Annotated in this window: 21 protein-coding genes and 1 tRNA gene; 14 read left to right on the top strand and 8 right to left on the bottom strand. The window is 68.3% G+C overall.

Features of this window, described 5'->3' with window-relative positions:
* The first annotated feature begins 23 nt into the window (after positions 1 to 23).
* The 5 genes from ybeY to leuA all read left to right on the top strand — a co-directional run bounded on the left by ybeY (position 24) and on the right by leuA (position 5,592).
* Positions 24 to 482, top strand: coding sequence for an rRNA maturation RNase YbeY (ybeY, locus tag M3195_RS12965; protein ID WP_096715539.1), 459 nt, complete (start codon positions 24 to 26; stop codon positions 480 to 482).
* Positions 479 to 1,774: a hemolysin family protein gene (locus M3195_RS12960; RefSeq protein ID WP_251588135.1), complete on the top strand. Its 1,296-nt coding sequence runs from the start codon at positions 479 to 481 to the stop codon at positions 1,772 to 1,774. The genes ybeY and M3195_RS12960 overlap by 4 nt, the downstream gene beginning before the upstream one ends.
* On the top strand, positions 1,767 to 2,663 hold the full coding sequence (gene era / locus M3195_RS12955; protein WP_251588134.1) for a GTPase Era: 897 nt from the start codon (positions 1,767 to 1,769) through the stop codon (positions 2,661 to 2,663). Before M3195_RS12960 ends, era begins: the two co-directional genes overlap by 8 nt.
* A 63-nt stretch (positions 2,664 to 2,726) precedes the next feature.
* Positions 2,727 to 3,647, top strand: coding sequence for a quinone oxidoreductase family protein (locus tag M3195_RS12950; protein WP_251588277.1), 921 nt, complete (start codon positions 2,727 to 2,729; stop codon positions 3,645 to 3,647).
* Between the two features lie 190 nt (positions 3,648 to 3,837).
* A complete protein-coding gene (gene leuA / locus M3195_RS12945) occupies positions 3,838 to 5,592 on the top strand; it encodes a 2-isopropylmalate synthase (protein WP_251588133.1) in 1,755 nt (584 codons plus the stop codon).
* 77 nt (positions 5,593 to 5,669) lie between these two features.
* On the opposite strand, the gene M3195_RS12940 is transcribed toward leuA, so the two are convergent.
* Positions 5,670 to 6,362: a trimeric intracellular cation channel family protein gene (locus M3195_RS12940; protein ID WP_251588130.1), complete on the bottom strand. Its 693-nt coding sequence runs from the start codon at positions 6,360 to 6,362 to the stop codon at positions 5,670 to 5,672.
* 34 nt (positions 6,363 to 6,396) lie between these two features.
* Between M3195_RS12940 and recO the strand changes: the two genes are divergently transcribed.
* On the top strand, positions 6,397 to 7,140 hold the full coding sequence (gene recO, locus M3195_RS12935) for a DNA repair protein RecO (RefSeq protein WP_096715531.1): 744 nt from the start codon (positions 6,397 to 6,399) through the stop codon (positions 7,138 to 7,140).
* Positions 7,137 to 7,940, top strand: coding sequence for an isoprenyl transferase (locus M3195_RS12930; protein WP_251588128.1), 804 nt, complete (start codon positions 7,137 to 7,139; stop codon positions 7,938 to 7,940). The genes recO and M3195_RS12930 overlap by 4 nt, the downstream gene beginning before the upstream one ends.
* Here M3195_RS12930 and M3195_RS12925 read toward each other — a convergent pair.
* Both M3195_RS12925 and M3195_RS17135 read right to left on the bottom strand, forming a co-directional pair.
* Positions 7,880 to 8,491, bottom strand: a complete 612-nt coding sequence (locus tag M3195_RS12925) for an AAA family ATPase (RefSeq protein ID WP_251588127.1) — start codon at positions 8,489 to 8,491, stop codon at positions 7,880 to 7,882. The two genes, M3195_RS12930 and M3195_RS12925, sit on opposite strands and share 61 nt — an antisense overlap.
* A gap of 141 nt (positions 8,492 to 8,632) precedes the next feature.
* A complete protein-coding gene (locus M3195_RS17135; protein ID WP_251588126.1) occupies positions 8,633 to 8,908 on the bottom strand; it encodes a GIY-YIG nuclease family protein in 276 nt (91 codons plus the stop codon).
* 123 nt (positions 8,909 to 9,031) lie between these two features.
* On the opposite strand from M3195_RS17135, the gene M3195_RS12915 reads away from it, so the two are divergent.
* Positions 9,032 to 9,724, top strand: coding sequence for a DsbA family oxidoreductase (locus tag M3195_RS12915; RefSeq protein WP_251588125.1), 693 nt, complete (start codon positions 9,032 to 9,034; stop codon positions 9,722 to 9,724).
* 68 nt (positions 9,725 to 9,792) lie between these two features.
* Here the strand turns inward: M3195_RS12915 and M3195_RS12910 are convergent, their stop codons facing one another.
* Complete coding sequence (locus tag M3195_RS12910) at positions 9,793 to 11,004, bottom strand: metallophosphoesterase family protein (protein ID WP_251588123.1); 1,212 nt, start codon at positions 11,002 to 11,004, stop codon at positions 9,793 to 9,795.
* Positions 11,005 to 11,165: 161 nt separating this feature from the next.
* Positions 11,166 to 11,657: a glutathione peroxidase gene (locus tag M3195_RS12905; RefSeq protein WP_096715750.1), complete on the bottom strand. Its 492-nt coding sequence runs from the start codon at positions 11,655 to 11,657 to the stop codon at positions 11,166 to 11,168.
* 59 nt (positions 11,658 to 11,716) lie between these two features.
* Between M3195_RS12905 and dusB the strand changes: the two genes are divergently transcribed.
* The 5 genes from dusB to M3195_RS12880 all read left to right on the top strand — a co-directional run bounded on the left by dusB (position 11,717) and on the right by M3195_RS12880 (position 17,097).
* Positions 11,717 to 12,871 (top strand): tRNA dihydrouridine synthase DusB, encoded by a 1,155-nt coding sequence (gene dusB, locus M3195_RS12900; RefSeq protein ID WP_251588121.1) that lies wholly within the window; start codon positions 11,717 to 11,719, stop codon positions 12,869 to 12,871.
* 4 nt (positions 12,872 to 12,875) lie between these two features.
* Positions 12,876 to 14,246, top strand: a complete 1,371-nt coding sequence (locus M3195_RS12895; RefSeq protein ID WP_251588119.1) for a deoxyguanosinetriphosphate triphosphohydrolase — start codon at positions 12,876 to 12,878, stop codon at positions 14,244 to 14,246.
* Positions 14,246 to 16,114, top strand: coding sequence for a DNA primase (dnaG, locus tag M3195_RS12890; protein ID WP_251588117.1), 1,869 nt, complete (start codon positions 14,246 to 14,248; stop codon positions 16,112 to 16,114). Before M3195_RS12895 ends, dnaG begins: the two co-directional genes overlap by 1 nt.
* 36 nt (positions 16,115 to 16,150) lie before the next feature.
* Positions 16,151 to 16,924 carry an ATP-binding cassette domain-containing protein gene (locus M3195_RS12885; RefSeq protein ID WP_251588115.1) on the top strand — a complete coding sequence of 258 codons (774 nt, stop codon included), beginning with the start codon at positions 16,151 to 16,153 and terminating at the stop codon, positions 16,922 to 16,924.
* Between the two features lie 97 nt (positions 16,925 to 17,021).
* Positions 17,022 to 17,097: transfer RNA gene (locus M3195_RS12880), tRNA-Asn, on the top strand.
* Positions 17,098 to 17,220: 123 nt separating this feature from the next.
* On the opposite strand, the gene M3195_RS12875 is transcribed toward M3195_RS12880, so the two are convergent.
* Positions 17,221 to 17,736 (bottom strand): septum formation family protein, encoded by a 516-nt coding sequence (locus tag M3195_RS12875; protein WP_096715523.1) that lies wholly within the window; start codon positions 17,734 to 17,736, stop codon positions 17,221 to 17,223.
* 122 nt (positions 17,737 to 17,858) lie between these two features.
* Entirely contained in the window at positions 17,859 to 18,425 is a 567-nt protein-coding gene (gene def / locus M3195_RS12870; protein ID WP_251588108.1) for a peptide deformylase, read from the bottom strand.
* 61 nt (positions 18,426 to 18,486) lie between these two features.
* Between def and M3195_RS12865 the strand changes: the two genes are divergently transcribed.
* A complete protein-coding gene (locus M3195_RS12865; protein WP_251588276.1) occupies positions 18,487 to 19,509 on the top strand; it encodes a DMT family transporter in 1,023 nt (340 codons plus the stop codon).
* A gap of 12 nt (positions 19,510 to 19,521) precedes the next feature.
* On the opposite strand, the gene pgl is transcribed toward M3195_RS12865, so the two are convergent.
* Positions 19,522 to 20,301 carry a 6-phosphogluconolactonase gene (gene pgl / locus M3195_RS12860; protein WP_374209325.1) on the bottom strand — a complete coding sequence of 260 codons (780 nt, stop codon included), beginning with the start codon at positions 20,299 to 20,301 and terminating at the stop codon, positions 19,522 to 19,524.
* Between the last annotated feature and the right edge of the window lies 1 nt (position 20,302).

The raw sequence follows: 20,302 nt of genomic DNA, 5'->3' as shown, positions 1-20,302 counted from the left end.
CTCCTGATGAAACGAGCAGAGGCATGATCGAGATCAACAACGAGTCGGCGATCGACGTCGACGAAACGGTGCTGCAGCGCCTCACCGACCACAACCTCGCGCAGCTGCACGTCAGCCCCGACGCCGAGGTCGCCATCGTCCTCGTCGACGAGGGCGCCATGGAGGCACTTCACGTGCAGTGGATGGACGAGCCGGGTCCGACCGACGTGCTCAGCTTCCCGATGGACGAGCTGCGCCCCGGCACCGAGGATCGACCGACGGCGCCTGGCCTGCTGGGCGACATCGTGCTGTGCCCGCAGGTCGCCGAGACGCAGGCGCAGGCCGCCGGCCACTCGCTGATGGACGAGCTGATCCTGCTCACCACTCACGGCCTGCTGCACCTGCTCGGCTTCGATCACGCCGAGCCCGACGAGGAGCGTGAGATGTTCGGTCTGCAGAAGGAGCTCATCCAGAGCTTCGCCGCGGCCGAGCGCCGCCGATGACCGCAGTCCTCCTGCTGGCGGGCGCCGTCCTGCTCGTCGCTTTCGGTGGTCTCATGGCCGCGATCGACGCCGCGTTCGGGGTCACCTCGCGCACCGATCTCGAGGAGATGGCCGCCGAGGGGCGCAATACGAAGCAGCTCGCGCGCATCGCGGGCGATCCTGACGCGCACGTCAACTCCGTCGCCTTCATCCGCGTGCTCGCAGAGGTGACGGCCGCCGTCCTCGTCACCGTCGCGTTCACGATCCTGATCGAGAACAACTGGCTCGCGATGCTGGCCGCGGCCGTGCTGATGACCGGCATCACCTTCGTGCTCGTCGGTGCCAGTCCGCGCTCCTTCGGACGCCAGCACGCAGAGGGGATGCTGCGCGCCAACGCTCCGATCGTGCGCGGTCTGCGCATCATCCTGGGACCGCTCGCGCACGGCCTCGTGGTTCTCGGCAATCGCGTCACACCGGGCCGCGGGCGCAGCTCGTTCACCTCGGAGGAGCAGCTGCTCAGCATGGTCGACGAGGCCGCCTCGAACGACTTGATCGAGGAGGACGACCGCGACCTCATCCACTCCGTCTTCGACTTCACCGACCAGTTCGTGCGCGCCGTCATGGTGCCGCGCACCGAGATGGTCACAGTCGACGCCGCGGCCACCACCGACGAGGCGATGACGCTCTTCCTGCAGCGCGGGGTGTCGCGTATGCCGGTGGTCGACGATGAGGCCGACGACGTCGTCGGAGTGCTTTACCTCAAGGACCTCGTCCAGTTCGCCTATCGCGATGAGAACGCCTGGCGCGCAGCATCCATCCGTCCCATCTCGCGCCCGGCGACCTTCGTCCCCGAGTCGATGCGCGCCGAGACCCTGCTGCAGCAGATGAAGCGGGATGCCGTGCACGTCTGCCTCGTGATCGACGAGCACGGCGGGATCTCGGGTCTCATCACCCTCGAGGACCTGATCGAGGAACTCGTCGGTGAGATCTCCGACGAGTACGATCAGGTGTCGGCGGAGGTCGTCGAACTCGGCGAGGGACGATATCGCGTCAGCTCCCGGCTCTCACTGGAGGACGTCGGCGACCTGTTCGGCCTCGAGCTCGAGGACGAGGACGTGGATTCCATCGGCGGACTGCTCGGCAAGACGCTCGGACAGGTGCCCCAGCCGGGGGCGACCGCCACGGTCGACGGGCTCGTGCTGACCGGCGGCGCCTCTCGTGGGCGCGGACGCGGCATCGCGACGGTGTTCGTCGAGAGGGCCGCTCCGACGACGGAGACATCAGACCCTGAGGGAGAGCGAAACGATGAGTGACAAGACGCGGAGCGGGTTCGTGACGTTCGTCGGGCGTCCGAACGTCGGCAAGTCGACGCTCACCAACGCCCTCGTCGGCGAGAAGATCGCCATCACGAGCGAGAAGCCGCAGACCACTCGTCGAGCGATCCGCGGCATCGTCAACCGGCCGGACGGGCAGCTGGTGATCGTCGACACCCCCGGCATCCACAAGCCGCGCACGCTGCTGGGTGAGCGGCTGAACGACCTCGTCGAGCAGGTGCTGGGCGACGTCGACGTGATCGGCTTCTGCGTCCCCGCCACCGAGAAGGTCGGCCCCGGTGACCGCCGTATCGCCGCGTCGCTCGACGGCTATCCGCGGGCGAAGAAGATCGCGATCGTCACCAAGACCGACGCGGCGTCCCGCGACGAGATCACCGAGCGGCTGATGGAGGCCGACGCCCTCCGCGAGGACTGGCACGCCGTGATCCCGCTCTCGGCGCTCACGCGCGACCAGCTCGGCGTGCTCTCCGACGAGATCCTCTCGCTCATGCCGAAGGGGCCCGCCCTCTATCCCGACGACATCACCACCGACGAATCCGACGAGGATCGCATCGCGGAGATCATCCGCGAGGCGGCGCTGGAAGGGGTGCGCGACGAGCTGCCCCACTCCATCGCGGTCGTGATCGACGACGTCGCGCCTCGGGAGGACAGCGACCTCACCGATGTGCACGCCTCGATCGTGGTCGAGCGCGACAGCCAGAAGGCCATCATCATCGGCCGCAAGGGCGCGCGTCTGCGCGATGTCGGCGCCCGCGCCCGCGCCGGCATCGAGGAGCTCCTCGGCCGCCGCGTCTTCCTCGGCCTTCACGTCAAGGTCGCCAAGGAATGGCAGCGGGACCCGAAGCAGCTCGGACGCCTCGGGTTCTGAGACACGTCGATCGTCGGAGGACACCATGTCGGAGGCTGCATCGTGACTCGCGCACACCACTGGATGGCGACCGCACCGGGTGAGCCGGATGAGTGGCAGTTCGTCGAGTACGAGGTGCCCGACCCTCGCGAGGGCGAGATCACGGTGCGTGTGCGCGCGGCCGGCGTCAATCCCGCCGACGCCAAACACGTCGCCTCTCCGCGGTCGGGCGCGGAGTTCCCGGTGCCGATCGGCTACGAGATCTCCGGCGAGATCGTCGCGATGGGTCCGGACACACGTATCGGTTCCGGCGAGGCACGGGTCGGAGACGAGGTGGTGGCGTTCCGCGTGCGCGGCGGATACGCGGAGACGGTCACGATCCCGGCAGAGAAGGCCTTCAGCAAGCCCACGACGCTGAGCCACGCGGAGGCCGCCAATCTGCTGCTCGCAGGCACGACTGCTGCGGAGATGCTCGGGGTGACGGGCGTCGCACCGGGTGAGACCATCCTGCTGCACGGCGCATCCGGCGCGGTCGGTGTGAGCGTGCTGCAGCAGGCCGCGCTGCGCGGCGTCCGGATGATCGGCACGGCGAGTGCCGCGCGGGCTGGTGTCGTGCGGGAGCTCGGAGGAGTGCCTGTCGAGTACGGCCCTGGGCTCGCCGATCGCGTCCGTGGCCTCGCGGGCGGCGCCGTCGCCGCGGCGCTCGACGCCGTCGGCACGGACGAGGCCGTCGACGTCTCCCTCCAGCTCGTGCGCGATCGCACGCGCATCGTGACCATCGCGGCGTTCGGGCGCGCGGAGAGCGAGGGCATCATCGCCATCGCCGGCTCGATGCCCGAGAGCGCTCGATTCCGCGACGAGGTGCGTCCGGATCTCATCGCCCTCGCGCAGAGCGGCGACCTCGTCGTGCCCGTCGCGAAGACCTTCCCGCTCGCGGAGGCGCCGGCAGCGCTGACGTTCCTCGCGGGGGGACACCCGGGCGGGAAGCTCGCGCTCATCCCCTGAGCGGGTGCGGGTACGGCATTCCGGCGCAGCACCCGGTCGAACCGTCGGCGGTGCCCTGCTAGCATGGCCGCATGCCTTTCGGCGGTCTGCTTCTTCTTAGCTGCCGCGACGAGTCCTGAGAGCTAGGGCCTTCCTCGTCGCGGCGCTCGTGTTGGCCCGAACACAATCCTGACGAGAGAAGAAGCCCCTCATGAAGAACACTCAGCGCCCGTCGTCGATGCCGATCCACAAGTACCGGCCGTTCCACGAGCAGATCGCGGTGCACCTGCCCGACCGGACCTGGCCCGATGCCCGCATCACCGAGGCGCCCCGTTGGTGCGCGGTCGACCTCCGCGACGGCAACCAGGCCCTCATCGACCCCATGTCGCCCGAGCGCAAGCGGGTCATGTTCGAGCTGCTCGTCAGCATGGGGTACAAGGAGATCGAGGTCGGGTTCCCGTCGGCGAGCCAGACCGATTTCGACTTCGTCCGCCAGCTGATCGAAGAGAACCTGATCCCTGACGATGTGACCATCCAGGTGCTGACGCAGGCGCGCGAGCACCTGATCGAGCGCACGTACGAGGCCATCGCGGGTGCCAAGCAGGCGATCGTGCACCTGTACAACTCCACCAGCGTGCTGCAGCGCGAGGTCGTGTTCCGAACCGACAAGCAGGGCATCATCGACATCGCGCTCGAGGGCGCACGGCTGTGCCGGAAGTTCGAGAAGACGATCCCTGACACGAAGGTCTACTACGAGTACTCGCCCGAGAGCTACACCGGCACCGAGCTCGAGTTCGCGGTCGACGTGTGCAACCAGGTCATCGAGATCTTCGAGCCGACCCCGGACCGCAAGGTCATCATCAACCTGCCGGCCACCGTCGAGATGGCGACGCCGAACGTCTACGCCGACTCGATCGAGTGGATGAGCCGTCACCTGGCCCACCGCGAGAACGTCATCCTCTCGCTGCACCCGCACAACGACCGCGGCACGGCGATCGCGGCCGCAGAGCTCGGCTACATGGCCGGCGCCGACCGCATCGAGGGATGCCTGTTCGGCAACGGCGAGCGCACCGGGAACGTCGACCTCGTCGCCCTGGGCATCAACATGTTCACGCAGGGGATCGACCCGCAGATCGACTTCAGCGACATCGACCAGGTCAAGCGCACGGTGGAGTACTGCAACCAGCTGCCCGTGCCGGAGCGCAGCCCCTGGGCCGGCGATCTCGTCTTCACCGCGTTCAGCGGATCTCACCAGGATGCGATCAAGAAGGGCTTCGAGGCCATGGCCGCCGAGGCGGAGGCGAAGGGCGTCTCGGTCGACGAGATCGAGTGGGCGGTGCCGTATCTGCCCGTCGACCCGAAGGATCTGGGCCGCTCGTACGAAGCGGTCATCCGCGTGAACTCGCAGTCCGGAAAGGGCGGCGTCGCCTACCTGCTCAAGGCGGATCACGCGATCGACCTGCCCCGCAAGCTGCAGATCGAGTTCTCGGGCGTCGTGCAGGCGAAGACGGATGCCGAGGGCGGCGAGGTCACGAGCGAGCAGATCTGGTCGGTCTTCACCGACGAGTACCTGCCGGCCGACGACGAGACCGCCAAGTGGGGTCGTTTCGAGCTGCTGGCGACGCAGACCCGCAGCGACATGTCGGGCGAGGTCGTCCTCGACGTGGAACTGCGCGATGACGACGAGCGCATCTCGGTCACCGGATCGGGCAACGGGCCGGTCGCGGCATTCGTCGAGGTGCTGCGCGACCAGGGCTTCGACATCACGGTGTACGACTACGTCGAGCACGCTCTCAGCGCCGGCGGTGACGCCCAGGCCGCCGCTTACGTCGAGCTGCAGGTCGGCGACCAGCGCCTGTGGGGCGTCGGCATCGACGGCGACATCTCGACGGCATCCCTCAAGGCGATCGTGTCGGGCGTGAACCGCTCGATCCGCAGCCGTCAGCACGAGCTGGCCGCGGTCTGACGCGTCCCTCGGTTGGCACCTGCTGTCGGAATCCGCGAGGAACACCCGCAGCGGGTGCCAACCGAAGGAGCCGGGGATCAGTCGCCGGACCTGACGATCGGGATGACGCCCGTCTCGGCTGCGACCTTGCGGCGGTAGAGACGGCGCTGCTCGGGGAGAGACACGTCGAAGCTCACCGCCAGCACCCGGATCACCGCCGTGACGGCGATCCCGATCACGGCGGCGAGCGGGATCGACATCCCGAGGGCGTGGGCGAGCACGATGAACGCCGAGCCTCCGCCCGCCGCGACCGCGTAGAGCGAGCCGACGTGCATGATCGCGGTCGGCAGACCCATGAGCATGTCGCGCAGCACGCTGCCGCCGACGGCGGCGCACACGCCGATGAACACGGCGGGCACCTCGGGGATGCCGAGGGCGAGGGCCTTGCTCGTGCCGAACGCTCCGAACATCCCGATCACGACGGCATCCAGGCCGACGATGACCTTGTTGAGGCGCGTGAAGAGACCGGCGAGCAGCATCCCGAAGAGCGCGGCACCCGTCGCCGTGACGAGATACCACTGGTTCTGCAGTGTCGCGGGGGTCTGTCCCAGCAGGATGTCTCGGATGAGACCGCCGCCCATGCCGATCATGATGCCGATGATCGCGACCCCGAGCCAGTCGAGCCGTCGCTGACCCTGGAAGCCGGAAGCGAAGAGCGCTCCCTGCACCCCGCCGAGCCCGACGCCGAGCAGATCCGCCCAGAACGGAATGATGAAGAGCGGTTCGGTCACCCGTCCATTGTCGCGCACGGAGGATAATCGAGGGGTGCCCACGTACCGAGACGAAGCAGTGATCCTGCGCACCCACAAGCTGGGTGAGGCGGACCGCATCGTCACCATGCTGTCGCGCCGCCACGGCAAGGTGCGCGCCGTCGCGAAGGGTGTGCGGCGGACGTCGTCGAAGTTCGGCTCCCGCTTGGAGCCGTTCATGGTCGCCGACGTGCAGCTGTATGAAGGCCGCTCGCTCGACATCGTGCAGCAGGCCGAGTCGCTCGGCTCCTACGGTGCCGACATCGCCGCGCACTATGACCGGTTCACCTCGGCGAACGCCATGGTCGAGACCGCCGATCGCCTGAGCGAGTCCGAGGCGACCCCCGAGCAGTATCTGCTGCTCGTCGGAGGGCTGCGGGCCCTCTCGCGCGGAGAGCACTCGCCCCGCAGCATCCTCGACTCGTATCTGCTGCGCGTCATGGCGCTGTCGGGGTGGGCCCCGTCGCTCACCGACTGCGCCCGCTGCGGCATGCCCGGTCCGCACACGACGTTCGTGGCTCAGCTCGGCGGAGTGGTGTGCCGCAACGATGCGCCCGCCGGGAGCCCGCGCGTCGCCGAGAGCACACTGAGTCTGCTCCGGTCGCTCATGGCGGGGGAGTGGGACGTCATCGACGCGGCATCCGGGCAGGAGACGTCGGCCGCCTCCGGGCTCATCGCCGCCTACGCCCAGTGGCATCTCGAGCGCGGCATCCGCTCGCTCGCCCACGTGACCGACGATTCCCGAGAAGGAGCACGGTGAGTCCCAAGCCCTACACGCACAAGGATGCCGTGGCCTACCGTCCGCTCGATTGGACGGGGCTCTACCCGCCGCAGTTCCCCGCGGTGCCGGAGCACGTCGCGATCGTCATGGACGGCAACGGCCGCTGGGCGAACCGCCGGGGCCTCAACCGCATCGAGGGCCACAAGGCGGGCGAGGAGGTGCTGCTCGACGTGGTCGCCGGCGCCATCCAGGCGGGGGTGAAGCACCTGTCGGTGTACGCCTTCTCGACCGAGAACTGGGCGCGCTCGCCCGAGGAGGTGCGCTTCCTCATGGGGTACAACCGCGACGTGCTGCATCGCCGGCGCGACCAGCTCAACGAGTGGAACGTGCGCATCCGCTGGGCCGGACGCAAGCCGCGCCTGTGGGGCAGCGTCATCACGGAGCTGCAGCGCGCGGAGGAGCTCACGAAGGCGAACACGGGGCTGACGCTCACGATGTGCGTGAACTACGGCGGACGCGTGGAGCTCGTCGACGCCATGCGGTCGATCGCCGCCGACGTCGCCGCCGGTCGGATCAAGCCGAACGCGATCAGCGAGAAGATGATCCGTCGGCACCTGTATGTGCCGGACATGCCCGACGTCGATCTGTTCCTGCGCAGTTCGGGCGAGCAGCGCACCTCGAACTTCCTCCTGTGGGAGTCTGCCTACGCCGAGATGGTGTTCCTCGACACGCTCTGGCCGGACTTCTCCCGCGAGGAGCTGTGGCGCGCGATCGGCATCTACCTGTCGCGCGACCGACGCTTCGGCGGGGCCGTCGACACGCCGGATGCTCCTGCCTGAGCCCGCATCCACCGCTCTGTCTCGCGGGGATGGCGCAGGCGCACGATGGTCAGGTGAGGGAACTCGTCCTCGGCCTCCGGCATCCGCTCGGCCCACTTGTGCAGCGTCTTCGTCTGCCAGGCGATGATGTTCTCCTCCGGGTCGCCGCTGAACATGCGCCAGATCGGGTTCTCGACGTTGCCGTTCCACATCTTCGTCCGGAGGATGCTGCGACTCACTGTGCGTCGCAGCAGTCGCGCTCGAACGACGCGGAACGGATAGTCCAGCCAGATTACGAGGTCGGCGCGCGGCGCGAGGATCGCATCCGTGCCCTTGCTCGTGTACTGCCATTCGGTGACCCAGAGCTCCTCGGACGCGAAGGCGCGGACGTCGTCGAGGAAGCTCGGCCGCGGCGTCCAGTTCGCGCCGTGGAACAGGCCGTCGATCTCGGTGTGGCGGAGGTTCCAGAGCGACGCGATGCGACGGGAGAGGGTCGTCTTCCCCGATCCGGTGACGCCGGCGACCAGCACGCGGCGCGGCGGCCGGGGGAGCGGATCGTCGGCGGAGAGCATCCGAGAATCCTACCGACCGGCGAGAGCCGTCGTGCCTCGCGGTTCCTGAGCGAGCGCAGCGAGACGAAGGATGTCAGCCTCCGTCTCGTCGCTCCTTGTGCCGCTTGCTCCACCCGGGCAGCTCGTCGTATCGCCCCTCGATCAAGAGCAGCTTCTTCGCTCGGACCATCCGTGAATACGTCGCTCCCATTCGAAGGCCTCGTCCACCCGGGAGAACTCGCTACTCCACACGAGTTGCAGCGGTCGCCGCCTCCGCGTGTAATCCCCGCCCTCACCGAACTGGTGTTGGGCGAGACGCAGTTCCAGATCGACAGTGCTCCCTGTGTAGAAGCTCCCGTCGCGGCACCGAAGGATATATATAGACGAACGCCATGACGCGACCGTAGCAACGACCGACTCATCAGAGGGGTTCTCCACAGGGCCAGCTCGAACCCCCTCAGACGCACAGACGCGTCCTTCGTCTCGCTCCGCTCGCTCAGGAACCGAAGTGCTGCGGCATGGAACGGAATAGCGCCGCGGAGGATGCGGTTGGATGGGAGTGTGACTGAACCCATCTCGATCGACATCTGGTCCGACATCGCGTGCCCGTGGTGCTACATCGGCAAGCGCAATCTCGAGAAGGGACTCGAGGCCACGGCGGGCGACGACGACGCCCCGCAGGTGAACATCACGTTCCACTCGTTCGAGCTCTCGCCCGACACCCCCGTCGACTTCGACGGCGATGAAATCGACTTCCTCTCCGGACACAAGGGCATGCCTCGGGAGCAGGTCGAGCAGATGCTCTCGCACGTCACCGGTGTCGCGGAGAACGCAGGTCTGCAGTACCGCTTCGACCTGCTGCAGCACACCAACACCGTCAAGGCCCACGAGCTGCTCCACTTCGCGAAGGCGAACGACCTGCAGCACGAGATGGAGGAGCGGCTCATGTCCGCGTACTTCACCGAGGGCAAGCACGTCGGCCGTATCGACGACCTCGTCGAGCTCGCGGTCGAGGTCGGCCTCGACGCTGACCAGGCGCGCGAGGCGCTGGAGAGCTCCCGCCACCTGCAGGACGTGCGTCAGGACCAGGCTCAGGCCCAGGCCTACGGCATCCAGGGCGTCCCGTTCTTCGTGATCGACGGCCAGTACGGCATCAGCGGCGCCCAGCCGCCCGCCGCCTTCGAGAACGTGCTGCGCGACCTCTGGGCCAAGCGCGGCGAGGCCGAGGAAGAGACGGCGGCCGTCCAGGCCTGAGGCGCGCAGCCTTCGGTCGTCGAGGGGTCGGAAGCTCAGCTCCTGACCCCTCGAACCTTTCACGAGCGTCAGAGGCGCTGCTGCGCCGGCGCCAGAGCGAGTGGTTCCATCGGCTGGTCGTTCGCGGTGAGGTCGATGCCGAGATCGCGGGCGTAGACGACGCGCGTCGCGATCGACACCTCCTCGCCCGTTTCGGTGAGTTCGAACACACGGCCACCGCGCATGCGGTTGCGGTCGGCGCCGTCGAGACCGTAGGCGCCGAAGCCGGTGCCCGGCGCGTAGCCGAGTTTCACGCCGTAATAGTCACCGACGTAGTCGTTGATGTGGTCGTGTCCGACGAAGACGCCCTTGACGTCTCCGCGTTCAAGGATCGCGTTGAACATCCCCGAGTTGAAGGGCCCAGGGCACTCGTCCTCGTTCCGTTCGCCGACGATGTTGTGGCGCACCCGGCCGCGCGCCGCGTCGGCCTCCGTCCGCGTGTCCACGCCGCCCCACCACATGAAGCGGTGCTCCCACAGGGCGATGTGCAGGAACATGAGGCCGGGCACTTTCGCGCCTCGGCGCTTCTCGAGCTCCTGCGACTGCTGGCGGTACCACGCGACCTGGTCCATGCGCACCCAGTCCCACGTGGGGTACCCGGCGAAGTCCTGTCCGTTCAGCGCCTCGGGGGCGTAGCGACCGGAGTCCATGAGCCACAGCGCGAAGGCTTCTCGGTTCTTCTTCCGCGACGACGCGATCGTCGCGATCGTGTTGCTCGTGCCCGTCACGCCCTGGGTGTTGTCGGCGTTGAGGTTGTAGTCGTACGAGCGGTAGATCGCCAACATTCCCGCTTCGTCGACGCCCGATTGCGGCAGGGAGTCCTCGTCGTGATTGCCGAACGTGACCGCCCAGGGGATCTGCCGGGACTCCATCGGCCAGACGACGTTGTTGATCGCCTGCTTGACGGCGAGCCGGGTCTCGCATCCGCCCGTGATGACGTCGCCGTTGATGACCACGAAGTCCGGCATCTCCTGATCCAGGACCTTCTCGATCAACTCCACCGTCCGGCGGTCGGTGAGCTCGTCGTCCTGCGTGTCGTTGAACTGCACGACTTTGAACCTGCCGTCGGCTCGGAACTGCAGACGCGGGATCTTGCCGGGTTTCGTCGGTCGCGATGACGACGTCGCTTCTGCGGATGAGGCGTGCGCCGAGGCGGCACCGAGCGGGAGGGCGCTGGTGAGCGCGCCGAGCGCCCCCGCGGTGAGGACGGTGCGCCGGCTGATCGGCACGTGGTCGGGCATGGTCGGTCTCCTTCGTCTCGAGCGAACTTCGCCGCGGCGAGACTAGGGACGATGGATGGCGGCGAGCCGACCAGCAGGTGAACGGAGAGCGCCCGACAGGCCTGCGCAGGGCGGATGCGCGGGTGACGCGCGGGTGAACTCTGCGGGGCGCGCGGGAAGGATCAGCGAGTGAGTGCGGCTTCGATCGCACCGACGATCGCGGGGTCGTCCGGCTTCTGCTTCGGGCGGAAGCGGATGACCTCGCCGTCGGGGAGCACGAGGAACTTCTCGAAGTTCCACTCCACGCGGCCGGCCTTGCCCGCGGCATCCTCGGTCTGCTTCAGCGTCTTGTAGAGGTCGGCGGCGTTCTTGCCGTTGACCTTGACCTTGTCGTTGATCGGGAAGGTGACCCCGTACGTGGTCGAGCAGAAGTCGAGGATCTGTTCCATCGACCCGGGTTCCTGGCCGAAGAACTGGTTGCAGGGGAAGCCCACGACGCTGAATCCGCGGTCGCCGTAGAGCCGCTGCAGCTCCTCCAGCTGCTCGTACTGCGGGGTGAGTCCGCACTTCGATGCGACGTTGACGACGAGCACCACCTCGCCCAGATCGTCGAGGGTCTTCTCGTTGCCGTCGGCGTCGCGGAAGGGGATGGAACGGACTGCGGGATCGCTCATGTTCACAGCTTAGGTCGATGCGCCGCGACCGGCCCCGTGTCTGGGAGAATGGAGAGGTCATGACTGTCGCAACCGCCCCCGTTCCCACCCTCCGCATCGGCCCGATCGCACTCGACGTGCCCGTCGTGCTCGCGCCCATGGCGGGGATCACGAACACGGCCTTCCGTCGGCTGTGCCGCGAGTACGGCGCCGGGCTCTACGTCAGCGAGATGATCACGTCCCGCGCCCTCGTGGAACGCAACGAGACGACGATGCGCCTCATCCGCCATCACGAGTCGGAGACGCCGCGCTCGATCCAGCTGTACGGCGTCGACCCGAAGACCATCGCGGATGCCGTGCGCATCATCGTCGCCGAGGACCACGCCGACCACATCGACCTCAACTTCGGCTGCCCTGTGCCCAAGGTCACCCGCAAGGGCGGCGGTGCCGCGCTGCCGTGGAAGTCGTCGCTCTTCGCCGACATCGTCACCCAGGCCGTCAAGGCCGCCGGCGACATCCCGCTCACAGTCAAGATGCGCAAGGGCATCGACCCCGACCACCTCACGTTCCTCGACGCGGGGCGTGCAGCGGAGGATGCCGGGGCGGCCGCCGTCGCGCTGCACGCGCGCACGGCGAGCGAGTTCTACTCCGGCTTCGCCGATTGGAACGCCATCGGCGAGCTGAAGCAGGCTGTCACGAGCATCCCGGTACTCGGCAACGGCGACATCTGGTCGGCCGACGACGCCGTGCGCATGATGGAGCAGACCGACTGCGACGGCGTCGTCGTCGGCCGCGGCTGCCTCGGACGCCCGTGGCTGTTCGGCGAACTCGCCAACGCGTTCGGCGGCGAGGGCAAGACCGTCGACGCGAACCTCGGCTTCGTCGCGAACGCCTTCAAGCGCCACGCGGAGCTGCTCGTCGAGTTCTTCGAAGACGAGGACCGCGGCTGCCGCGACGTCCGCAAGCACGTCGCCTGGTACTTCAAGGGCTATCCGGTCGGCGGCGACATCCGCACCGGACTCGCCACGGCATCCAGCCTCCAGGAGATCGACGATCTGCTCGGCCAGCTCGATCACTCGGCGCCGTATCCCGGCGCGGATGCCGAGGGGCAGCGCGGCCGTTCCGGTCGGCCGAAGCGCCCGGCGCTGCCCGACAAGTGGCTGGAGTCGCGCGAGCTCGCGGCGACGGCCTCCGAGATGATGCGAGGTGCGGAGATCGAGAACAGTGGCGGATGAGGTCGTGGCGTCGGCTCGAGCGGATGGCTACGACCCCCGCGACGCCGAGCGGTTCTTCGCCGAGACCCATCGCTCGGAGCGCGACGATTTCGCGCGCGACCGCGCCCGTGTGCTCCACTCGGCGGCACTGCGGCGCCTCGCAGCCAAGACCCAGGTGCTGAGTCCGGCCAGCACCGCGGACTTCGCCCGCAACCGACTCACCCACTCGCTTGAGGTCGCACAGGTCGGCCGCGAACTTGCCTCGGCGCTCGGCGTCTCGGCCGACGTCGTGGACACCGCCTGTCTCAGCCACGACCTCGGTCACCCACCCTTCGGGCACAACGGCGAACGCGCGCTCAACGAGTGGGCGGAGCCGATCGGCGGTTTCGAGGGCAACGCGCAGTCGCTGCGCATCCTCACCCGGCTCGAGGCCAAGGTCATCGACGACGAGGGTCACTCGGTCGGGCTGAACCTCACCCGCGCGAGTCTCGACGCGACCTGCAAGTACCCGTGGACGGTCGACAGCCCCGTGCCGGATCCCGGCGGACGGCTCAAGTTCGGCGTCTACCCCGAGGACGAAGCGGTGTTCCGCTGGATGCGCGAGGGTGCCACGGGCCGACTGCGCTGCATCGAGGCCGAGATCATGGACCTGTCCGACGACATCGGGTACTCGGTGCACGACTTCGAAGACGCGATCGTCAACGGCTACGTCGACGTCGCCCAGCTCTCCGACCCCCTGGCGCACGACGCGCTGATCGATCGCATCCAGCAGTGGGTCGGCTACGACTTCACGCGCGACGAGCTGGCCGACGCGCTCTACCGGCTCTCGTCGCAGTCGATGTGGCTGTCGTCCTTCGACCGCTCCCGGCGCGACCTCGCACGGCTCAAGAACCTCACCAGCGACCTCATCGGACGGTTCGCGAGGGCAGCGGTGTCGGCGACGCGCGAGGCGTACGCGGGATCCGTGCTCGTGCGCTACAATGCGCACGTCGTCGTGCCCCGCGTGGTCGAGGCCGAGATCGCGGTGCTCAAGGGGATCATGGGTCAGGCCATCGTCACGATCGAGGCGCGCAAGGGCGTCTACAAAGAGCAGCGGCGCGTGCTGAAGCGCCTCGCAGACGCCCTCTGGTCGACCGACGCGCTGTGGTCGGCCGGCGCCGACGTGCTGGAGCCGGCGTTCTCGGCCGATTTCCTCGCCGCCACCGACGACGCGGAGCGCGCCAGGGTCGTCGTCGACCAGATCGCGAGTCTCACCGACCAGAGCGCGATCGACTGGCACAACCGGCTCGTGGGTGAGATCGACCCGGCAGAGGTCGGCATCTGGACGCCGCGGCACGCGCGGCCGGGCGGACGGATGCACACTCCGCCCGCGGCGGTGATCGAAGGGGTGCGCTGATGCCCCGCATCCGCCAGGCCGACGTCGACGAGGTCAAGGCCCGCACCAACATCGCCGACATCGTCGGTGAGCGCGTGGCGCTCAAGTCCGCGGGTGTCGGCTCGCTCAAGGGACTCTGCCCGTTCCACGACGAGAAGAGCCCGAGCTTCCACGTGCGCCCGCAGGTGGGCTATTACCACTGCTTCGGCTGCGGCGAGTCCGGCGACGTGTACTCGTTCCTCCGCGAGATGGACCATGTGAGCTTCACGGAGGCGGTCGAGCGCCTCGCCGGCCGCATCGGCTACACCCTGCACCACGAAGACGGGGGAGCAGCGCCCGAGACGAGTGGGCGCAGTCGTCTGTACGCCGCGAACACGGCGGCGGCGGAATTTTTCCGCTCGCAGCTGTTGACGGCGGATGCCGAGACGGGACGTCGTTTCCTCGGCGAGCGGGGCTTCGATGCCGGAGCGGCCGCGCACTTCGGCGTGGGCTTCGCGCCGCGCGGCTGGGATGGGATGCTGAAGGCGTTGAGCGCTCAGGGGTTCACCCGCGAAGAGCTCCTGACGGCAGGGCTCGTGTCGCAGGGACAGCGCGGCGTCTACGACCGCTTTCGAGGACGGCTGGTGTGGCCGATCCGCGACGTGTCGGGGCAGACGATCGGCTTCGGCGCGCGCAAGCTCTTCGACGACGATCCCGGACCGAAGTACCTCAACACCCCCGAGACGCCGATCTACAAGAAGGCGCAGGTGCTGTACGGACTCGACCTCGCCAAACGCGACATCTCGCGGGGCGACCCGCGTCGTGTCGTGGTCGTCGAGGGGTACACCGACGTCATGGCCTGCCACCTCGCCGGGCTGACCACAGCGATCGCGACGTGCGGCACGGCGTTCGGCACCGAGCACATCAAGGTGCTGCGTCGCGTGATGGGCGATGACAACGCGTCGGGCGAAGTCGTGTTCACATTCGACGGCGATGAGGCCGGGCAGAAGGCTGCGCTCCGCGCCTTCACTGAGGACGACCGCTTCAACGCGCAGACGTTCGTCGCTGTGGCGCCGGACGGTCTCGACCCCTGCGACCTCCGCCTGCAGCGCGGGGATGCTGCCGTGCGCTCGCTCATGGACTCCAAGCAGCCGATGTTCGAGTTCGCCATCGATCGCAAGCTCGGCGGCTTCGACCTCTCCACCGTCGAGGGGCGGGTGGGCGCGCTGCGAGCGGCGGCCCCGATCGTCGCGGAGATCAGGGACCAGCTCCTGCGGCCGGGGTACGAGCGCGTCCTGGCGCGGCGACTCGGCATGGACCCCACCGAGGTGCACAGCGAGGTCGAGCGGGTGGCCCGTCGGGGTGGTTCGTCGACCCGGCCGGAGGCCCAGCGCCGCGATGAGGCGCCGTCCGGGGATGCCGCATCCGGTCAGGGGTTCACTCCGGTGACACTCGCGAGCTTGCCGCGCACCGCCGACGTCGCGGTCGAGCGGGACGCGCTGATGGGCGTTCTGCAGTACGGGCATCGGCTCGACCAGGCGCTGCTCACGCGCGCGCTCGAGGGACCGTTCCGCACGCCCGGTCTCGAGGCCGTGCGCGAGGCCGTGGCAGCGGCGCCCGATCGCACCAGGGCCGGCTGGGTCACCGAGGCCGTCAACGCGGTGCGCGAACCGTATCGCTCCCTGGCGGGCGAGTTGCTGATGACGCCGTTCCCCGCGCGCGATGAAGAGGGTGCGGTGGCTTCGGCGACCGACCTCGGCCGCCGCCTCATCATGCGCGGCCTCGAGCACGAGAAGCAGGAGCTGCTGGGCGCGGTACAGCGAGTGCCCGCCGACTCCGACGGCGGCCGGGCGCTGCGGATGCGCCTTCGAGACATCGACGCGGAACGCCAGCGCTTCGCCGAGTCGTAGAGGGGCTCGCACCCGTCGGCACGGCAGGATGGAGTCATGTCCTCTCGGCCCGAATCGACCAACGCGATCGACTGCTCTGATCTGGTGATCGATCGCATCGGGCACAGCGCTCCGACTCGCGCTGTCGACGGCGTGAGTTTCACGCTGCGGCCGGGAGAGCTCATCTGCGTCGCGGGGCCCACCGGTTCGGGCAAGTCGACCCTCGTCGCCGCCCTCGCCGGCTCGACCGATCCCTCGGTGCGCGTCGTCGGCGGCAGCGCCGAGGTGTGCGGCGTCGACGTGCGTCGGCCAGGGCGCAAGCACCGGCTGCTGACCTACCGGACCGGGTTCGTGCCGCAGGGTGCGGGCGCCGACCTGCCGCCGCGACTCACGGTGAACGAGGTGATCGCCGAGCCGATCCTCATCCGCGAGAAGCGCGTCAACGCGAAGGCCCTGTCGATTCGGGTCGCCACGCTGCTCGACGAGCTTCACCTGCCGCTCGGCACCGCCGCGAAGTTCCCCTATGAGCTCAGCGCCGGGATGCGGCAGCGCGTGGCGATCGCCCGCTCGTTCGTGCTCGAGCCCCGGGTGTTGATAGCCGACGAGATCCTCGCCAACCTCGATCTTGAGGTGCGCCCGGTCGTGTTCGACGCGATCACCCGCCGCCGGAAGGAGGAGGGCATGGGCGCTCTGCTGGTGACGAATGACGCAGCCTTCATCCGCGAGCTCAACGCCGAGACCCTCATGCTCCGGAGTGGACACGTCGTCGCCAGAGGAGTGGGCAGGGACCTGCTCTGGGTGCCCAACGCGGAGGCGGATTCGCAGCGATGAGACCGCCCGGTGTCGACACGCCCGATGTGCGGCCCGTGTCACGAGCACGCGCGGGAGTTTGCTAGGATTGACGAGTTGCCCGCGCAGCGGAGCACATTCCTCGGTAGCTCAATTGGCAGAGCAGCCGGCTGTTAACCGGCAGGTTCTTGGTTCGAGTCCAAGCCGGGGAGCCAAGACCCCTGGCCTTCATCGAAGGCCAGGGGTTCTCCTTTTCACGGACGATGCGGTCGCGGTCCGGAGACGCAGGAAGGGCCCCGCCGGTCGGCGAGGCCCTTCCTGCGTCTGAGCGCGCCTGATCAGCGAGCGGCGCCCTTCAGCGAACCCGTCGTCTGGCCGGCGGGGTCGGAGATGACGCACTGCACGACACGGTCGTTCAGCTCATCCCAGGTCTGCTGCGTCGGCGTGATCGGGTAGACCTCGAGGGTCGACTCCTGGAACGCGATGCCGACGAAGTTCGTGTATGCGTCGCCGATGCACTCCTGCGAAGCCGTGTCGATGGCGTCCTCCGAGAACTCGCCGTCGTCCATCGTGATCTCGTAGTAGACCTCTTCATCGTGCGGCTGGTCGCACGGCACGACATCCGCGTCTTCGATGAGGCCGGTGGCGCTGGCCATCTTGCAGTCGCCCAGCTTGAGCGAGAAGATGTCGATGTTCGCGCTCTCGGTGACCTGGCCGGTCTCCTCGTCGCGGTCGGCGTCGCCGGATCCCCCGCCGAGGATCCCGTTCAGTGCGCTACAACCCGTCAGCGCGACGGACAGCGCTACGGCCGAACCGGCGAGCGCGAGTGCGCGTCGTGTGCGCAGTTTCATCATGACTACCCCTCCCAGAGCCTCTTCGTGCACGGGAATATCGGTATCCCGCCCCGAAGAACGCTATAGGGGTCGGAGTCTGTGATGCAACTCCACGAAGCCTATGAACAGGCTGAAATCGGAGGTCAGCCCTCCAGGTCGTCCACTCCCGGCATCCACGCGGCACCAGGGCGGCCCCAGCCGCGCTTCTTGGCGATCTTCTGCACTGTCTTCCAGTCGCGGTCGGAGAGGCGGTCGATGTAGAGGATGCCGTCGAGGTGGTCGAACTCGTGCTGCATGATTCGGGCGCGCCATCCGTCGACCGAGATCTCCACCGCGGCTCCCTCAAGATCGGTCCCCGTGACCCGCACCCGCTCCGACCGACGCAGCGCGAATCGCTCGCCGGGGAACGAGAGGCATCCCTCCGACTCGAGCTCCTCGTCCGGCTCGCCGGGTTCGAGCGGTACCATCCACAGCTCGGGGTTGATGATGACGCCGCGCCAGGGCTGATCGTCGTCGTCGACGTAGGTGTAGGTGTAGATGCGCAGCGGCACTCCGACCTGGGGAGCCGCGAGGCCCACTCCCGGCGCAGCATCCATCGTTTCGAACATGTCGGCGACGAGGGTTCGCACCTCGTCGGTGATCTCCTCGACGGGCGAGGCGGGGGAGTGCAGGACGGGATCGCCCATGATGCGAATCGGAAGTACAGCCACGCCATAACCCTATCCGGCGAGGATCGGCGGGTAGGGTCGTAGTGTGAGCATCTCCGTATGGATGGCTGGGGCGGACGACGTCACCGAGCAGCTGGTGGGCGCCTTCCAGAACCCCGGACTGCTCCTCGGCATCCCCCTCGCCCTCGCCGGAGCCGTCTTCATGTCGCTCGGCGCGCAGTATCAGCACCGCGGGGTGGAGAAGGTCGAGCGGCTCAGCGGCGCGACCGGCACGAGCGGACTCAGTCTCGCCCAGGTGCGTGGCCTGCTCACCCGGCCGTCGTGGATAGCCGGGACGCTCATGCTCGGACTGGCGATCGTGTGCCAGCTCGCCGCTCTGGTGCAGGCACCGCTGATCGTGGTGCAGCCGCTCGGCGCGATCGCGCTCGTGATGACGACGCTGCTGAACGCCCGGATCTCGGGTCACTCGCCGACGAGGCAGTCGATCACGGCGATCGTCGCCTGCGTGGGCGGTATCTTCCTCTTCGTCTTCTTCGCGGCGATCTTCGCCACGGAGAAGGACGTCACCGACACCGAGCTGTTCACGATCCTCGCGATCCTGCTCGTCGTCATCATCGTGCTGGGCGCCTGCTGGCTCATCCTCCGCCACCGCATGCGCGCTCTCTTCTACGTGATCGGCGCCGGGATCCTCTACGGATTCGTCGCGACCCTGGCGAAGGTCGTCATCAAGCGCGTGCAGGCGGGCGACTTCGAGTGGATCACGATCGTCTGCGTGATCGCGCTGATCGCGGCAGCTGCCGTGGGCGCCTACTTCGTGCAGACCGCGTACAGCTCCGGTCCTCCGGACCTCGTGATCGCCGGACTCACGGTCGTCGACCCGCTCATCGCGGTGCTCATCGGCATGATCGTGCTCGGTGAGGCTGCTGCAGCTCCGCCATGGGTGCTCGTGATCTTCGGCGTTGCCGGCGCGATCGCGGTCTGGGGTGTCGTGGGTCTCGCGCGCTACCACCCGCAGGTGATCAGCGATAGCCAGGAGCTGGGGATCACGCGCGGCAGCGACGGCTCCGGCGCACCGCACCAGCCCGGCACTCAGGCCTCCGGGTCGGCGAGCGACCCGGAGGCCTGACGAACAGGATCGTCAGTACGCGGGATCGATGAGGTCGGGGGAGACCTCGGACGCCGCGGCGTCGTCGACGAAGAACACCGTGCGCTTGCGACCCTTGGCGCCGGCGGCGGGAACGCTCGTGTAGCTGGCACCGGCGAGGGCGAGACCGAGGGCCGACGCCTTGTCCGCGCCGGTCAGCACGAGCCAGACGCGCTTCGAAGCGTTCAGAACCGGACGGGTGAGGGTGATGCGCTCGGGCGGCGGCTTGGGCGAGTTGCGCACCGGCAGCACGGCTGCATCCGTCACGGTCACCTCGGGGCGATCCGGGAACAGCGATGCGATGTGACCGTCGGGGCCCACTCCGAGGAAGCACACGGCGAACGACGGCCACGGGTTATCGTCGGTGCCGAACTGTGCGAGTTCGGCGGCGTAGGCCTCGGCGGCCTCGTCGAGGGTCAGACCCTCGCCGGCGGCAGCCGTCTCATGGATGTTCTCCGATGGGACCGGGATGTGGTCGAGGAGCGCGGCTCGGGACTGCACCGCGTTCCGGTCGGCGTCGCCACGGGCGACCCACCGCTCGTCGCCCCACCAGAAGTGCACGAGCGACCAGTCGATGCTCGCGGCACGCGGGTGCTCGAGTGTCGCGCGCAGCACCGCACCGCCCATCGATCCGCCCGTGAGGGCGACATGGGCGATGCGACCGTTGCGGGTCCGAGCCCGGAGTCGCGTGAGGAACCGGTCGGCGACGCGCTCGGCGACAGCCCCCGGAGTGGTCTCGACCACGACCCGCTTCTCCGCGGGCGTTGTCTGCATC

The sequence above is a fragment of the Microbacterium hydrocarbonoxydans genome (genome assembly GCF_023715885.1).
Lineage (GTDB): Bacteria > Actinomycetota > Actinomycetes > Actinomycetales > Microbacteriaceae > Microbacterium > Microbacterium hydrocarbonoxydans_C.
The sequence above is the reverse complement of the archived record's forward strand: the minus strand, read 5'-3'. Positions and strand labels throughout refer to the sequence as shown.

What these genes read in the sequence shown, in the direction of transcription:
- M3195_RS12950 (WP_251588277.1), top strand. Translation starts at nt 2,727, where the DNA reads ATGGCGACCGCACCGGGTGAGCCGGATGAGTGGCAGTTCGTCGAGTAC.
- era (WP_251588134.1), top strand. Translation starts at nt 1,767, where the DNA reads ATGAGTGACAAGACGCGGAGCGGGTTCGTGACGTTCGTCGGGCGTCCG.
- M3195_RS12960 (WP_251588135.1), top strand. Translation starts at nt 479, where the DNA reads ATGACCGCAGTCCTCCTGCTGGCGGGCGCCGTCCTGCTCGTCGCTTTC.
- ybeY (WP_096715539.1), top strand. Translation starts at nt 24, where the DNA reads ATGATCGAGATCAACAACGAGTCGGCGATCGACGTCGACGAAACGGTG.
- M3195_RS12885 (WP_251588115.1), top strand. Translation starts at nt 16,151, where the DNA reads ATGTCCTCTCGGCCCGAATCGACCAACGCGATCGACTGCTCTGATCTG.
- M3195_RS12875 (WP_096715523.1), bottom strand. Translation starts at nt 17,736, where the DNA reads ATGATGAAACTGCGCACACGACGCGCACTCGCGCTCGCCGGTTCGGCC.
- dnaG (WP_251588117.1), top strand. Translation starts at nt 14,246, where the DNA reads ATGCCCCGCATCCGCCAGGCCGACGTCGACGAGGTCAAGGCCCGCACC.
- M3195_RS12865 (WP_251588276.1), top strand. Translation starts at nt 18,487, where the DNA reads ATGGCTGGGGCGGACGACGTCACCGAGCAGCTGGTGGGCGCCTTCCAG.
- M3195_RS12910 (WP_251588123.1), bottom strand. Translation starts at nt 11,004, where the DNA reads ATGCCCGACCACGTGCCGATCAGCCGGCGCACCGTCCTCACCGCGGGG.
- leuA (WP_251588133.1), top strand. Translation starts at nt 3,838, where the DNA reads ATGAAGAACACTCAGCGCCCGTCGTCGATGCCGATCCACAAGTACCGG.
- pgl (WP_374209325.1), bottom strand. Translation starts at nt 20,301, where the DNA reads ATGCAGACAACGCCCGCGGAGAAGCGGGTCGTGGTCGAGACCACTCCG.
- dusB (WP_251588121.1), top strand. Translation starts at nt 11,717, where the DNA reads ATGACTGTCGCAACCGCCCCCGTTCCCACCCTCCGCATCGGCCCGATC.
- M3195_RS12925 (WP_251588127.1), bottom strand. Translation starts at nt 8,491, where the DNA reads ATGCTCTCCGCCGACGATCCGCTCCCCCGGCCGCCGCGCCGCGTGCTG.
- M3195_RS12905 (WP_096715750.1), bottom strand. Translation starts at nt 11,657, where the DNA reads ATGAGCGATCCCGCAGTCCGTTCCATCCCCTTCCGCGACGCCGACGGC.